We start from the raw sequence: 13556 nt of genomic DNA, 5'->3' as shown, positions 1-13556 counted from the left end.
CCTGGGGAGGCCTAAAGTTAATCATACGATTGATTTATTATTTTGCTATCTATTAATATTAGCGAAAATGATATTCACTGAGTATAAAACCTATGCCCAATGCCACTCGCCATGCAACAACATCAGACACCCCGGCAACCCCCCGCGGCGAACAAGCTCGCCAACAATTAATACAAGCGGCGACGGAATTGTTTGGCGAATTCGGTTTGAAGGGCGCGACCACCCGAGAGATTGCTCAGCGTGCTGAGCAGAACATCGCCGCGATTACCTACTATTTCAATTCCAAAGAAGGTTTATATCTGGCGGTAGCCCAACAAATTGCCAATGTTATCAAGCAGGCTTTTGCACCACTGGCTCAAGAAATTGACCAGTTTCTCCAGCGCCCTACTCAAGAACAGCATCCAGAGCAGCAACTGCATTTTATCCGCCGTGGTTTACTGGAATTTAGTCATTTAATGACTCAGTCAGAAACACTTAATATCAGCAAAATCATGGCGCGCGAGCAGCTCTCTCCGAGCGATGCCTACTTATTGATACATACCCAAGCTATTGCGCCATTGCACCAAAAACTGAATCTGTTGTTGGCCGCATTTATTGGTGCGGATGCGAACGCAACTAAAACCATTCTTCATACTCATGCTTTAATCGGCGAAGTTCTGGCTTTCCGTCTGGGGCGAGAAACTATCCGCCGACAAGCCGGCTGGCAAGATATTGGCGAAGCTGAAAGTGAGATGATTAATCAGGTACTTATCGAACATATTGACCTGCTGCTACATGGGCTACGGGCCAAAAATTTAGCGTTAACCCGCTGACCTTATTTCCATGAAAGTTTGTGGTCATAAACATCAGTAACAGATAGGGAGCATTATGAATCGCAAGAAGATTATAGTGGCCGTTGTTATTGTCGCGCTGTTAGCGGCAATAGGTTACGGATGGAATTATTATCGCCAACAACAGGATGCGTCACTGACTTTATATGGCAATGTTGATGTCCGAACCGTAAATTTGGGGTTCCGGGTTGCGGGCCGTCTCGCCTCCTTGTCAGTGGATGAAGGGGATAAAATCCAGCCGGGACAGGTACTGGGCAAACTAGATGACGGCCCGTATCTCAATGCACTCAAACAGGCGCAGGCCAATGTGCAAAGTGCTCAGGCACAGTTAGCATTATTAAAAGCCGGTTACCGCGACGAAGAAATTGCCCAAGTGAAATCTGAAGTTTCCCAGCGCGAAGCCGCCTTCAGTTATGCCGAAAGCTTTCTAAAGCGCCAGCAAGGGCTATGGGCCAATAAAGCCACCTCTGCCAATGATCTGGAAAACGCCCGCACTGCGCGCAACCAGGCACAGGCAAATCTGCAAGCATCAAAAGATAAACTGGCGCAATATTTAAGTGGCAACCGCCCGCAAGAGATTGCCCAAGCCGAGGCCAATCTGGCCCAAGCTGAAGCCGCGCAGGCGCAAGCCCAACTTAACCTGCAAGACACCCTGTTGCTCTCCCCTTCGACCGGTACGGTGCTGACTCGCGCGGTTGAACCTGGCACCATTTTATCCGCCAGCAACACGGTATTTACCCTCTCGCTAACCGACCCTGTCTGGGTGCGGGCCTATATAAGTGAGCCCCATTTAGGCCAGGCAATTCCGGGCACCAAGGTCGAGGTCTTTACTGACGGTCGCCCCAATAAGCCCTATCACGGCCAAATTGGTTTTGTCTCGCCGACTGCCGAATTTACCCCTAAAAGTGTTGAAACACCGGATTTACGAACCGACCTGGTTTATCGCTTGCGAATCGTCATCACAGATGCTGATGAGTCACTGCGACAAGGCATGCCGGTCACCGTCCGTTTTGTGCAACCTTAAGGCGCCATGAGTTATGAATGGAATTTCGCATCTCATTACTTTGGAAGGGGTCGAAAAATCCTTTCCGGGGTTGGAAAACCCCGCGGTTGCCAGCCTGACCACGGAAATCCGCAGTGGCGCGGTCACCGGTTTGGTTGGGCCGGACGGTGCCGGTAAAACCACCTTGATTCGCATGCTGGCCGGATTGTTAAAACCCAGTCAAGGCAAGATAACCGTTGTTGGCCTAGACCCACTGGAAAATGATCGCCAGCTACATTCTATTCTGGGCTATATGCCGCAAAAATTTGGTTTGTATGAAGATTTGACGGTAATGGAAAATCTCACCCTGTATGCCGAGCTGCGCGGTGTGACTGGCGAACAGCGCCGTCAGACTTTCGAACGCCTGCTGACCTTTACCGATTTAACCCGCTTTACACAGCGGCTGGCGGGCAAGTTGTCCGGAGGTATGAAACAAAAACTGGGGCTGGCTTGTACCCTGGTGGGGCAACCTAAAGTCTTGTTGCTGGATGAGCCGGGTGTCGGGGTTGACCCTATCTCTCGGCGCGAGTTATGGCGCATGGTTCATGAGCTGGCCAGTGACGGCATGCTTATCTTGTGGAGCACGTCCTATCTGGATGAAGCGGAACAGTGCCGCGAAGTTTTGCTGCTCAATGAGGGCAAATTACTCTACAGCGGTGCGCCGCAGCATCTGACCCAGCGCATGAGTGGCCGGACAATTTTAGTTTCAGCCCAAACCGGCACTAACCGCAAACTACTGCAACATGCTCTGGCGCTCCCTCAAGTCAGTGATGGGGTTATTCAGGGTAAATATGTGCGACTGATCCTCAAGCCGGAAGTCAATCACTCGCAAATTTTGTCACTATTAAACCAACCCCATGCCGAGATAGTGGAGGCGGAACCGCGTTTTGAAGATGCTTTTATCGATTTATTAGGTGGCGGCCCTGCCAGTGAGTCTGCACTGGCGCACATTATGCCCAAAGTGGAAGGCAGCCATAATGAGACCGTCATTGAGGCCCAAGAATTAACCAAAAAATTTGGCGATTTCGCGGCCACTGACCATGTTAATTTTCAGGTAAAACGCGGTGAAATATTTGGCTTACTTGGGCCGAATGGCGCCGGAAAATCGACCACTTTTAAGATGATGTGCGGCTTACTGATACCAAGCTCTGGCAAAGCATTGGTGTTGGGAATGGATCTGAAAACCAGTTCAGGTAAAGCCCGGCAACATTTGGGTTATATGGCACAAAAATTCTCGCTGTATGGCAACCTAACCGTGGAACAAAACTTGAAATTTTTCTCCGGTGTATATGGCCTGCGGGGTAAAAATCAGCGCGATAAAATAGCAGATATGAATTCAGCTTTTAATTTCGCGCCCATTCTTAAGCAAACACCAGACTCGCTACCTCTGGGTTTTAAACAGCGCCTGGCTCTGGCCTGTGCCTTAATGCACGAGCCAGACATTCTGTTTCTTGATGAGCCGACCTCCGGCGTAGATCCCCTGACTCGTCGTGAATTTTGGCTACATATCAATGGGATGGTAGATAAAGGTGTGACTGTTATGGTCACCACTCACTTTATGGATGAAGCCGAATACTGTGACCGTATCGGGCTGGTTTATCGCGGTAAAATTATTGCGGCCGGCACCCCGGATGAGCTAAAGCAGCAAGTTGCCACGAGTGAAAATCTTAATCCATCAATGGAAGAGGCATTTATCGGGTTGGTTCAGCGCTATGACCAACAGCATGATAAGGAGCAACAACCATGACCGACCCGCATTTATTGTCTATAAACCAAGAAGCTATAAACAAAAAACCGATAAATAAAATGCCGGAAAATGAAGGTGAAACGTATCAAGACACCGGATTTTCCTGGCGTCGCCTGCGCGCCTTATGCAGTAAAGAAACTCGCCAAATTTTGCGCGACCCCAGTAGCGGATTGATAGCCTTTGTCATCCCATTGTTATTACTGTTTATTTTTGGTTATGGCATCAATCTGGACTCCAGCAAACTGCATGTCGGCATTTTGATGGAGCAACAAAGCAAACCGGCGCAAGATTTGGCCAACGCGTTTGCCAGTTCGCCCTATATCTCGCCGCAAATCAGTGATAACCGCCATGCACTGATTCAAATGATGCAAGCCGGTAAAATCCGCGGATTAATTGTTATTCCCAATGATTTTGCCGAACAACTCGCGAGGCCAGAAAATAAAGCGCCAATTCAAGTCATTACCGACGGCAGTGAACCCAATACCGCCAATTTTGTGCAAGGCTATGCCCAAGGCGTATGGCAAATCTGGCAACAGCAGCAGGCGCAGAATCTAGGGCAAAAAAATGATCCACTGATTGAAATTCAGGTACGTTATTGGTTTAACCCGGCAGCCATCAGCCGGCATTTTATTATTCCCGGCGCTATCACCATTATAATGACAGTAATTGGTGCCATTTTGACCTCGCTGGTAATTGCCCGCGAATGGGAGCGCGGCACCATGGAAGCCCTGCTTTCTACTCAAGTCACACGCAGTGAATTGCTGCTGTCAAAATTAATCCCCTATTACGTCCTTGGCATGGTGGCCATGACACTCTGCATGCTGGTGGCAGTGTTTATTCTCGGCGTGCCTTATCGCGGCTCGTTGTGGATATTGTTTGTTATTACCAGTCTGTTTTTAGCCAGCACATTGGGGATGGGGTTGCTGATTTCGACGATTACCCGCAACCAATTCAATGCTGCAATGGTGGCACTGAATGCGGCATTTTTGCCGGCAGTAATGCTATCTGGCTTTATTTTTCAAATAGATAGCATGCCCGCAGTTGTCCGCGCCGTGACGTATATCATTCCTGCCCGCTATTTTGTCAGCAGCTTGCAAACCCTGTTTTTGGCGGGAAATATCGGCACAGTTTTGGTGATTAACCTGTTGTTCCTGATTGCATCAGCAGCCGTATTTATTGGCCTGACCGCATGGAAAACACAGCGCAGGTTAGATTAAAGGGAGAGAATATGTTTCATCGCCTGTACACATTGATTATTAAAGAATTGCAATCGCTGCTGCGCGAACCCCAGACCCGAGCAATATTAATCATGCCGGTGATATTGCAAGTCATTTTATTCCCATTTGCCGCCACGCTCGAGGTGACCAATGCCACTATTGCCATTTACAGTGAAGACAGCGGTGAAGCCTCGGTAGAACTTACCCAGCGTTTTGCCAAAGCCGAAGCCTTTTCTCATGTGTTGCTGCTACACAGCCCGCAAGAGATTCGGCCGGTTATTGATAACCAAAAAGCGCTGCTGTTAATTCGCTTCCCAGAGCAGTTCAGTGCCGATTTAGCCAATGGCAAAACCACCCAATTGCAGTTAGTGCTGGATGGCCGTAACTCCAACAGCGCCCAGATAGCCGCAAATTATATTCAGCAAATTGTGCAGGATTACCAATTAGAATTGACTCGCGGCCAAATCAAGCCCAATAACAGTGAGTTAGTGATACGCAATTGGTATAACCCAAATCTGAATTACAAATGGTTTGTGGTGCCATCATTGATTGCGATGATTACGACTATTGGCGTACTGATTGTGACGTCATTATCAGTAGCACGCGAACGGGAGCAAGGAACACTGGAGCAGTTGCTGGTTTCGCCCTTGACCACCTGGCAGATTTTTATCGGTAAAGCGGTGCCAGCCCTGATTGTCGCGACTTTCCAGGCAACTATCGTGTTGTTTATTGGCATCTTTTTCTACCAAATCCCTTTTGCCGGTTCACTGGCACTCTTCTACAGCACCATGCTGCTTTATGGCTTGTCGTTGGTCGGTTTTGGTTTGCTGATTTCATCCTTATGCTCAACTCAGCAACAAGCTTTTATCGGCGTTTTTGTTTTTATGATGCCCGCTATTTTGCTGTCAGGTTATGTCTCCCCGGTGGAAAACATGCCAATCTGGTTACAAAATATCACCTGGATAAACCCTATCCGGCATTTTACTGATATCACTAAGCAGATTTACCTCAAGGATGCCAGTTTCGATATTATTTGGCACAGTTTGTGGCCGCTGCTGGTGATAACAGCCACTACCGGCAGCGCCGCCTACGCGATGTTCCGGAGAAAAATAGCCTGATAGCCCAACACCCACAGCCGCCAGTAACATGAGGCAAGCACGTGACCAAAACCTTCTGCTGGTCTTGAATCCCAACCAATAAAAAGGGCACCCGACAGGTGCCCTTCTTCAACATCTCAAACTGCATATCTGAGCTTGATTAGCGGCGGTTGCCGAAAATCCGCAGTAACATCAAGAACAAGTTGATGAAATCAAGATACAGGGTCAGTGCGCCGACGATAGAATACTTACGGAAGCTATCTTTATCATTGGCATCCAACTGCGCGCCCATATTTTTCAATTTCTGAGTATCGTAAGCAGTCAGACCGACGAATACCAATACCCCGATATAGGTTACAGCCCACATTAACGCCGTGCTTTTCAGCCAGATGTTAACAATTGAAGCCAAAACGATACCAATCAAGCCCATAAAGAGCATGCTGCCCATACCACTTAAATCCCGCTTGGTGGTATAGCCGTAGAAGCTCATCGCGCCAAACATCCCCGCAGCAATCAGGAAGGTACTGGCAATAGAGGAACTGGTATAGACGATGAAAATACTGGAAATGGTCAGCCCGGTTAATGCCGAATACAGCATAAACAAGCTGGTTGCCATTGCGCCACTAAGGCGATTAACCATGCCAGAAATGACAAATACCAGACCTAACTGAACAATAATCAGCCCAAAAAAGGTAATTTGGCTGGAAAAGATAAAATTAAGTACCGCGGGCGTATTCGCTGCGTACCAGGCCACAACTGCCGTTAATAACAGACCACAGGTCATCCAGCCGTATACCTGCGCCATATATGCCTGAATGCCAGTGTTGGCACGTTCGACAATTGAACCATTAGAGCGTGGATAGCGATCCATGGTAGTTACCTTATGCATATAAATAATGATACAGGCTATCGACTGACAGCCCACCGATCCTTTAAGGGTATCACATAAATACCCTCAACTAGTGAGTAAAAATAGGTATTTAGGGGCGAACTTTACACGGGTTTACGTACAATTTACCAGCGCTTAGCAGCAGCATGATCACTGTCCCGTGATTCCACCCATCGCTCACCCTCGGCGGTGGCTTCTCGTTTCCAGAAGGGCGCGCGTGTTTTCAGATAGTCCATAATAAATTCAGCTGACTCAAATGCCATACTGCGGTGCGCGCTGGTCACGCCGACAAAGACAATTTCATCTCCTGGATACAGCGGCCCTACCCGGTGAATGACGGAAACCCGCTGTAATGGCCAGCGATTGCGGGCTTCGGTAATAATTTCAGCCAGCGCTTTTTCTGTCATGCCGGGGTAATGCTCTAGCGTCAAGGCACTGACATTCGCCCCCAGATTATGGTTGCGGACTTTACCGGTAAAGGTCACCACCGCGCCATCTTCATCACATTGTGACAGCCAGTTATATTCATCACCGACATTAAATGCCTCTGGCCCAACATGGATTCGCGTCTTATCCATCATCAGCCTCCGGTGACTGGCGGGAAGAAAGCCACTTCATCACCAGCAACCAATGGATGCTGGGCATTAACTAACGATTGATTCACCGCAGTAAGCAATTTGCCTTCTTCAAGCGCCAACTGCCAGCGGTCACCTTTTTGGCACAGCGCTTGGCGCAAGGCATCGACAGTCGGATACTCCGCCGCCAATTGTAGACGGTCAGTTCCCACCAGCTCACGAACCTGAGCAAAAAATAGAATCTGAATCATAAATTCACCTTAAAATCGCCAGATTTCCCGCCACTTTTTGCCAGCAGACGAACTGGGCCAATTATCATGTCTTTTTGTACTGCTTTGCACATATCATAAATTGTCAGCGCCGCAACGGATGCCGCTGTCAGGGCTTCCATCTCCACCCCCGTTTTGCCTGTTAGCCGACAACAGGATTCAATACGAACGCGGTTATGCTCCGGCTGTGCTTCCAGTTGAACTTCTACTTTGGTCAGCAGCAGCGGATGGCACAATGGGATCAATTCCCAAGTTCGCTTCGCCGCTTGAATCCCGGCAATGCGGGCGGTGGCGAATACGTCGCCTTTATGATGGCTGCCATCAATAATCATCGCCAATGTCGCGGCATGCATTTCAACAAAGGCTTCTGCGCGCGCTTCACGTACAGTTTCAGCTTTGGCGGAAACATCCACCATATGGGCTTCGCCAGCGGCATTAATGTGAGTCAATTGGGTCATAAACAGTCCTATTCCTGCACTCTTGGGTTGCAGGTTATCAGCCACCAATAAAAGATAAATTCTGTGTAATGCCGCTATTGCCCTGATGCAAGAAATGGGTTTGCTTCTTGGTTTGCAGAGCACTTTGAATTCGCGCCATTAACTCATCTTGCTGGTCATCACTGGCCAGCAGGTCGCGCAGTGTAATGCCTTGCTCGCCAAATAAGCATAAATGCAGATTTCCCAGCGCTGAAACACGCAAGCGATTACAACTCGCACAGAAGTCTTTCTCATACGGCATGATAAGCCCAACTTCCCCCAGATAATCAGGATGATGGAAGACTTGAGCCGGGCCATCACTGCGCGCGCGCTCTTGCTGCTGCCAGCCTTGCTGGAGTAATTGTTGGCGGATAATGCCACCAGAAACATGGTGTTTGCGAAACAGATGTCCGCCCTCACCGGTTTCCATCAGTTCGATAAATCGCAGTTGGATGGGTCTGGATTTTATCCAATTCAGGAAGGCGTTGAGATTGCTATCATTCACATCCCGCATCAACACCGCATTGATTTTGACTTTCTCAAAACCGGCATCAAAGGCAGCATCAATGCCTTGCATAACTTGATGAAATTTATCTTGCCCGGTGATGGCATGGAATTGCCGTGGGTCGAGGCTGTCAACGCTGACATTAATTGCAGTGAGCCCTGCATCACGCCATTGCGCAGCATCACGCGCTAAACGGTAACCATTAGTGGTCACCGCCAAGGTGCGAATGGCGGGGTTTTGTCGAATGGTGGCAATAATATCGGTGAAATCGCGGCGCATCGACGGTTCACCCCCTGTCAGACGGATTTTTTCTGTTCCCAACAAGGCAAAAGCTCTGCTAACGCGGCTTATCTCATCAAGGCTAAGAAAACTTTTTATTCCGTCCGGGCGATAACCATCGGGCAAGCAATAAGTGCAACGAAAATTGCACACATCAGTAATCGATAGGCGCAAGTAATAGAACTTGCGCGCAAATGCGTCAGTAAGTTGTACCATAACACCTTTCCAAATACGGGAGATGCAGGCATTTCTACCTCGCACCCTGGTGGCTAAGGCCACGGCCAGAGCATCATATTGTCGATAAATAAGACAACGTAGACACTAAGGCTAGGAGTTTATGTTCCGCCACTGTTGGCTAACAGCTGGCTGAACCATGGTTAAAAAGTAAAACTCATCACGATGGTTAATCGCTAAAACCTCACTTTTCCTAGTGATTCTAACGCTAAAAAGACAGGATAGCCAATGGGTGTTTTACGTTATATATTTTTATATACAACGACTTATACAACAAAAAGCCTTGGTAATGAGCTTATTTTAATCCACGGCTAATACCTTGTTTAAAATCACGAAAAACAGGGCTTTTATCGCGTTTTAGCTGCAAATCCGTTAACTTATGCAGCAATTTCACCTTTAGCTACGCTATTAGAGCCGGGCAACACTATTTAGGCAGGAAAAATATGCGAAATCGCACATTAGCGGATCTCGATCGAGTGGTGGCATTGGGCGGCGGTCATGGTTTGGGGAGGGTGATGTCTGCTCTGTCATCTTTAGGGTCGCGCCTGACCGGTATTGTTACCACCACCGATAATGGCGGTTCAACTGGCCGGATCCGCCGCTCTGAGGGCGGAATTGCGTGGGGAGACACCCGTAATTGCCTGAATCAATTGATAACTGAACCCAGCGTCGCCTCCGCGATGTTTGAATACCGTTTTACCGGTAATGGCGAATTAGCAGGTCATAATTTGGGCAATTTAATGCTCAAAGCGCTAGACCATCTCAGTATTCGCCCGATTGAAGCAATCAATCTGGTGCGCAGTTTGCTCAAAGTGGATGCCTGGTTGATTCCGATGTCAGAACAACCGGTAGACTTACTGGCGATCGACCATGAAGGACACCCAGTTTACGGGGAAGTAAATATTGATCAATTGACGCAAATGCCGCAAGAAATGTTGCTGTCCCCCCATGTCCAAGCAACTAAGGAAGCAATTGAAGCTATCGGTCAGGCCGATGTGATTTTAATCGGGCCGGGCAGTTTTTTAACCAGCCTAATGCCACTGTTGCTACTGGATGATTTAACCCAAGCTTTGCGACGCAGTTCCGCCAGTATGATTTATATCGGCAATCTGGGGCGCGAGCTTAGTGTGGCCGCAGCAGGACTGTCATTACACGAAAAACTAGCAATAATGGAAAGTAAGATTGGCCGAAAAATTATTGATGCTGCAATCGTAAGCCCACGCATTGATACCAGTGGTGTAACGGACAGAATTATTGTCCAGCAGCCCTTGGAAGCCAAGGATATCCCCTATCGTCATGATCGTGAATTACTGCGCCAGGCACTGGAAATCACTTTACAACAATTGGGTGGCACAGGCTCAGCATCAGCGCACTAGCAAGTTACTTGCGGGGCTATTCTTGTAAACGTGAACGCTCTTGTAAAGCCGCATTGTTATTCATGTGAATATAAAGCGCTTCCACTTTAGTGCGTGCCCACGGGGTGCGGCGTAAAAATTTCAAACTGGATTTAATGCTGGGATCACTGATGAAACAGTTGATTTGGATACGATGTGCCAGTTCTTCCCAGCCATAATACTCTACCAACTTGGTCAATAACTGCTCCAATGTAATGCCGTGCAATGGATCTTTGGATACGTGGTCGCTCATTATTTATCTCGCGCTTTATTCGATGACGATTTTATCAGCCGCACACATTAATCAGGTTCGGCTGATGCGACAAGCAAAATTCCCAATATATGCCCCCATAATCAGCGGCTCAACCAAGTGGGCCGCTGATTATCAAGAGATAGCAATAAACTGCTGGCGGAGCTGATGCACCTGATCTCGTAACTCTGCCGCCTGCTCGAATTCAAGATTTTGCGCATGAGTGTACATCTTGGCTTCCAGTTCACGGATTTTCTGATCAAGTGCTTTAGGTGATAGCGATTGGTAGTTGTTGGTATCGGCCACTTTGCCGCCCCGGCCTTTCCCCTTGCCGCGCATGGAAGGCTGCCCTAGTTGCAGAATATCTCCAACCTTCTTGTTGAGCCCCTGAGGAATAATGCCGCGCTCTTCGTTATAAGCTTGCTGCTTAGCCCGTCGCCGCTCGGTTTCACCAATGGCTTTTTCCATTGAGGCAGTAATTCTGTCGCCATAGAGAATAGCTTTACCGTTAAGGTTACGTGCCGCACGCCCAATCGTCTGGATTAAGGAGCGTTCAGAACGCAGGAAACCTTCTTTATCGGCGTCCAGAATGGCAACCAATGAAACTTCCGGCATATCCAGGCCTTCGCGCAGCAGGTTGATCCCCACCAGCACATCAAATTCACCCAAGCGCAAATCACGAATAATTTCCACCCGCTCGACAGTATCAATATCTGAATGCAGGTAACGGACACGGGCACCGTGCTCTCCTAAGTAATCCGTCAAGTCTTCGGCCATACGTTTGGTCAGGGTGGTCACCAAAACCCGCTCGTTAATTGCTGCACGAATGCGGATTTCTGACAGCAAGTCATCCACCTGAGTGGCGACTGGGCGAACTTCAATCAGTGGATCAAGCAAGCCGGTCGGGCGCACCACTTGATCTACCACCTCATCACCGGATTTCTCCAGTTCATACTTACCCGGAGTGGCCGAAACATAAATGGTTTGTGGTGCTAACGCCTCAAACTCTTCAAAGCGCATTGGCCGGTTATCCAGTGCTGAAGGCAACCGGAAGCCATATTCCACCAGTGTTTCTTTCCGTGACCGGTCACCTTTGTACATGCCGCCAATTTGCGGGATAGTGACGTGAGATTCATCAACAATCAGTAAACCATCTGCGGGCAGATAATCGAAGAGGGTCGGCGGCGCTTCACCCGGCCCACGGCCCGAAAGATAGCGGGAATAGTTTTCAATACCTGAGCAGTAACCCAGCTCATTCATCATTTCGAGGTCAAATTGAGTCCGCTGGGTAATTCGTTGTTCTTCAATGAGTTTATTGTTCGCTAATAACACCTGACGGCGCTCGGCCAGCTCAACTTTTATCTCTTCCATCGCCTGCAAGATGCGCTCTCGCGGAGTAACATAGTGCGTTTTAGGGTAGACCGTAAAACGTGGAACTTCGTGCTGTAACTGGCCCGTTAGTGGGTCAAATATGGAGAGCCGTTCGACCTCCTCATCAAACAACTCTACACGCAATGCCCATTCATCGGATTCCGCCGGGAAAATATCAATTACCTCACCACGGACGCGAAAAGTACCGCGTTGAAAGACCTGATCGTTGCGGCTGTATTGCAATTCTGACAAACGGCGTAAAATTGAGCGCTGGTCAATAATCATTCCCTTGGTCAGATGCAGCATCATTTTCAGATACAAATCCGGGTCACCCAGACCATAAATAGCAGAGACCGAGGCAACCACCACGACATCTCGCCGCTCTAATAATGCTTTAGTCGCGGATAACCGCATTTGCTCTATATGTTCATTTACCGAGGCATCTTTCTCGATAAAGGTGTCTGAACTTGGGACATAGGCTTCGGGCTGATAATAGTCATAATAGGAGACGAAGTATTCCACCGCGTTTTCAGGAAAGAATTCTTTCATCTCGCCATAAAGTTGGGCGGCCAAGGTTTTGTTTGGCGCTAATATCATCGTCGGCCGGTTCAGATCAGCAATCACATTTGCCACTGTAAAGGTTTTGCCCGACCCCGTTACCCCCAACAGTGTCTGATGGGCCAGACCATTCTCCAGCCCTTCTTCCAGTTTACGGATGGCCTCAGGCTGATCGCCTGCTGGCTTAAACTCAGAATGTAGTTTGAATAATTTACTCATGAATTTGCTACCCGCCGGAGAAATACTTACTGTCAGGAGACTAATTATGAAAGCCTCATCAATTTTTTCCACTGCTATGATACTGGATATAAAACCAGCTTCAAATACTAAAATGTCTTAATTTGCCTCACTACAACATTGTTTGCCCGCTTACAGTGGCATATTGGCTCGCTTTGCACTCTAAAAGTGTTTTTATCCCCAGCCATTAACATAAACATATTATTGATGGTTAATTGATTAAAGATTATCCATACGTGTGGGCTATGTTTTTTGAGTGCTTGATTTTAATTAACCAACTGATAAATAATGACATTATTAAAAAGGAGAGAATCCGGACAACAGGAGCCAAAGCCGCGCCCGCTCTCGCCTGCCATTAGTTTTCTATCGCTAATGCACAAGGTTATCCACAGGAATGGTGGATAACTCATTCAACCCCATAGGGGCCGCGTGTTGGCGAAAAGCCAAGCTTAGCGATGAAATAGGGGAGAACTGGCTTTTTTAGTGTTTTTTTTACTTTGTTATTTAATTTCATATTTCAATTGGTGCTAAGAAAACCATTTGCTAATTCTATAAAATCCCCTTTTTTGTACCGCCACTCAACCAC

General features: G+C 48.1%; 13 protein-coding genes and 1 riboswitch. Of the genes, 6 read left to right on the top strand and 7 right to left on the bottom strand.

Going from position 1 to position 13556, the window contains the following annotated elements; all coding sequences use genetic code 11:
• The first annotated feature begins 92 nt into the window (after positions 1 to 92).
• From YROHD0001_RS14690 to YROHD0001_RS14710, 5 genes are read left to right on the top strand one after another with little or no spacing between them, the layout of a single operon-like run.
• Positions 93 to 812 carry a transcriptional regulator gene (locus YROHD0001_RS14690; RefSeq protein ID WP_004713413.1) on the top strand — a complete coding sequence of 240 codons (720 nt, stop codon included), beginning with the start codon at positions 93 to 95 and terminating at the stop codon, positions 810 to 812.
• 55 nt (positions 813 to 867) lie between these two features.
• Positions 868 to 1854 (top strand): secretion protein HlyD, encoded by a 987-nt coding sequence (gene hlyD, locus YROHD0001_RS14695; RefSeq protein ID WP_032816091.1) that lies wholly within the window; start codon positions 868 to 870, stop codon positions 1852 to 1854.
• Positions 1855 to 1867: 13 nt separating this feature from the next.
• Positions 1868 to 3619, top strand: a complete 1752-nt coding sequence (locus tag YROHD0001_RS14700; RefSeq protein WP_004713411.1) for an ATP-binding cassette domain-containing protein — start codon at positions 1868 to 1870, stop codon at positions 3617 to 3619.
• Positions 3620 to 3678: 59 nt separating this feature from the next.
• Positions 3679 to 4836, top strand: a complete 1158-nt coding sequence (locus YROHD0001_RS14705; protein ID WP_004713410.1) for an ABC transporter permease — start codon at positions 3679 to 3681, stop codon at positions 4834 to 4836.
• A gap of 11 nt (positions 4837 to 4847) precedes the next feature.
• Positions 4848 to 5954, top strand: a complete 1107-nt coding sequence (locus YROHD0001_RS14710) for an ABC transporter permease (protein ID WP_004713409.1) — start codon at positions 4848 to 4850, stop codon at positions 5952 to 5954.
• A gap of 139 nt (positions 5955 to 6093) precedes the next feature.
• Here YROHD0001_RS14710 and YROHD0001_RS14715 read toward each other — a convergent pair whose 3' ends face one another.
• From YROHD0001_RS14715 to moaA, 5 genes are all read right to left on the bottom strand, one after another.
• A complete protein-coding gene (locus YROHD0001_RS14715; protein WP_004713408.1) occupies positions 6094 to 6804 on the bottom strand; it encodes a Bax inhibitor-1/YccA family protein in 711 nt (236 codons plus the stop codon).
• A gap of 143 nt (positions 6805 to 6947) precedes the next feature.
• Entirely contained in the window at positions 6948 to 7400 is a 453-nt protein-coding gene (moaE, locus tag YROHD0001_RS14720) for a molybdopterin synthase catalytic subunit MoaE (RefSeq protein ID WP_032816089.1), read from the bottom strand.
• Between the two features lie 2 nt (positions 7401 to 7402).
• A complete protein-coding gene (gene moaD, locus YROHD0001_RS0117280; RefSeq protein WP_032816088.1) occupies positions 7403 to 7648 on the bottom strand; it encodes a molybdopterin synthase sulfur carrier subunit in 246 nt (81 codons plus the stop codon).
• Positions 7645 to 8124, bottom strand: coding sequence for a cyclic pyranopterin monophosphate synthase MoaC (gene moaC, locus YROHD0001_RS14725; RefSeq protein ID WP_004713406.1), 480 nt, complete (start codon positions 8122 to 8124; stop codon positions 7645 to 7647). The genes moaD and moaC overlap by 4 nt, the downstream gene beginning before the upstream one ends.
• A 37-nt stretch (positions 8125 to 8161) precedes the next feature.
• On the bottom strand, positions 8162 to 9142 hold the full coding sequence (gene moaA, locus YROHD0001_RS14730; protein WP_032816084.1) for a GTP 3',8-cyclase MoaA: 981 nt from the start codon (positions 9140 to 9142) through the stop codon (positions 8162 to 8164).
• Positions 9129 to 9272, bottom strand: a riboswitch (molybdenum cofactor riboswitch). (Overlaps the previous gene by 14 nt.)
• A gap of 331 nt (positions 9273 to 9603) precedes the next feature.
• Here moaA and yvcK point away from each other — a divergent pair.
• Entirely contained in the window at positions 9604 to 10536 is a 933-nt protein-coding gene (gene yvcK / locus YROHD0001_RS14735; RefSeq protein ID WP_004713404.1) for a uridine diphosphate-N-acetylglucosamine-binding protein YvcK, read from the top strand.
• Positions 10537 to 10552: 16 nt separating this feature from the next.
• Here the strand turns inward: yvcK and YROHD0001_RS14740 are convergent, their stop codons facing one another.
• Complete coding sequence (locus YROHD0001_RS14740) at positions 10553 to 10807, bottom strand: VF530 family protein (RefSeq protein ID WP_032816083.1); 255 nt, start codon at positions 10805 to 10807, stop codon at positions 10553 to 10555.
• A gap of 132 nt (positions 10808 to 10939) precedes the next feature.
• Positions 10940 to 12952: an excinuclease ABC subunit UvrB gene (gene uvrB / locus YROHD0001_RS14745; RefSeq protein WP_032816081.1), complete on the bottom strand. Its 2013-nt coding sequence runs from the start codon at positions 12950 to 12952 to the stop codon at positions 10940 to 10942.
• Between the last annotated feature and the right edge of the window lie 604 nt (positions 12953 to 13556).

Source organism: Yersinia rohdei ATCC 43380, assembly GCF_000173775.1.
In the GTDB taxonomy this organism is placed as follows: Bacteria; Pseudomonadota; Gammaproteobacteria; order Enterobacterales; family Enterobacteriaceae; genus Yersinia; species Yersinia rohdei.
The sequence above is the reverse complement of the archived record's forward strand: the minus strand, read 5'-3'. Positions and strand labels throughout refer to the sequence as shown.

Excerpts from the sequence above, each read along its gene's own strand:
- YROHD0001_RS14700 (WP_004713411.1), top strand. The coding sequence starts at position 1,868 with ATGAATGGAATTTCGCATCTCATTACTTTGGAAGGGGTCGAAAAATCC.
- YROHD0001_RS14715 (WP_004713408.1), bottom strand. The coding sequence starts at position 6,804 with ATGGATCGCTATCCACGCTCTAATGGTTCAATTGTCGAACGTGCCAAC.
- hlyD (WP_032816091.1), top strand. The coding sequence starts at position 868 with ATGAATCGCAAGAAGATTATAGTGGCCGTTGTTATTGTCGCGCTGTTA.
- YROHD0001_RS14710 (WP_004713409.1), top strand. The coding sequence starts at position 4,848 with ATGTTTCATCGCCTGTACACATTGATTATTAAAGAATTGCAATCGCTG.
- moaD (WP_032816088.1), bottom strand. The coding sequence starts at position 7,648 with ATGATTCAGATTCTATTTTTTGCTCAGGTTCGTGAGCTGGTGGGAACT.
- moaC (WP_004713406.1), bottom strand. The coding sequence starts at position 8,124 with ATGACCCAATTGACTCACATTAATGCCGCTGGCGAAGCCCATATGGTG.
- YROHD0001_RS14705 (WP_004713410.1), top strand. The coding sequence starts at position 3,679 with ATGCCGGAAAATGAAGGTGAAACGTATCAAGACACCGGATTTTCCTGG.
- moaE (WP_032816089.1), bottom strand. The coding sequence starts at position 7,400 with ATGGATAAGACGCGAATCCATGTTGGGCCAGAGGCATTTAATGTCGGT.
- YROHD0001_RS14740 (WP_032816083.1), bottom strand. The coding sequence starts at position 10,807 with ATGAGCGACCACGTATCCAAAGATCCATTGCACGGCATTACATTGGAG.
- YROHD0001_RS14690 (WP_004713413.1), top strand. The coding sequence starts at position 93 with ATGCCCAATGCCACTCGCCATGCAACAACATCAGACACCCCGGCAACC.
- yvcK (WP_004713404.1), top strand. The coding sequence starts at position 9,604 with ATGCGAAATCGCACATTAGCGGATCTCGATCGAGTGGTGGCATTGGGC.
- moaA (WP_032816084.1), bottom strand. The coding sequence starts at position 9,142 with ATGGTACAACTTACTGACGCATTTGCGCGCAAGTTCTATTACTTGCGC.
- uvrB (WP_032816081.1), bottom strand. The coding sequence starts at position 12,952 with ATGAGTAAATTATTCAAACTACATTCTGAGTTTAAGCCAGCAGGCGAT.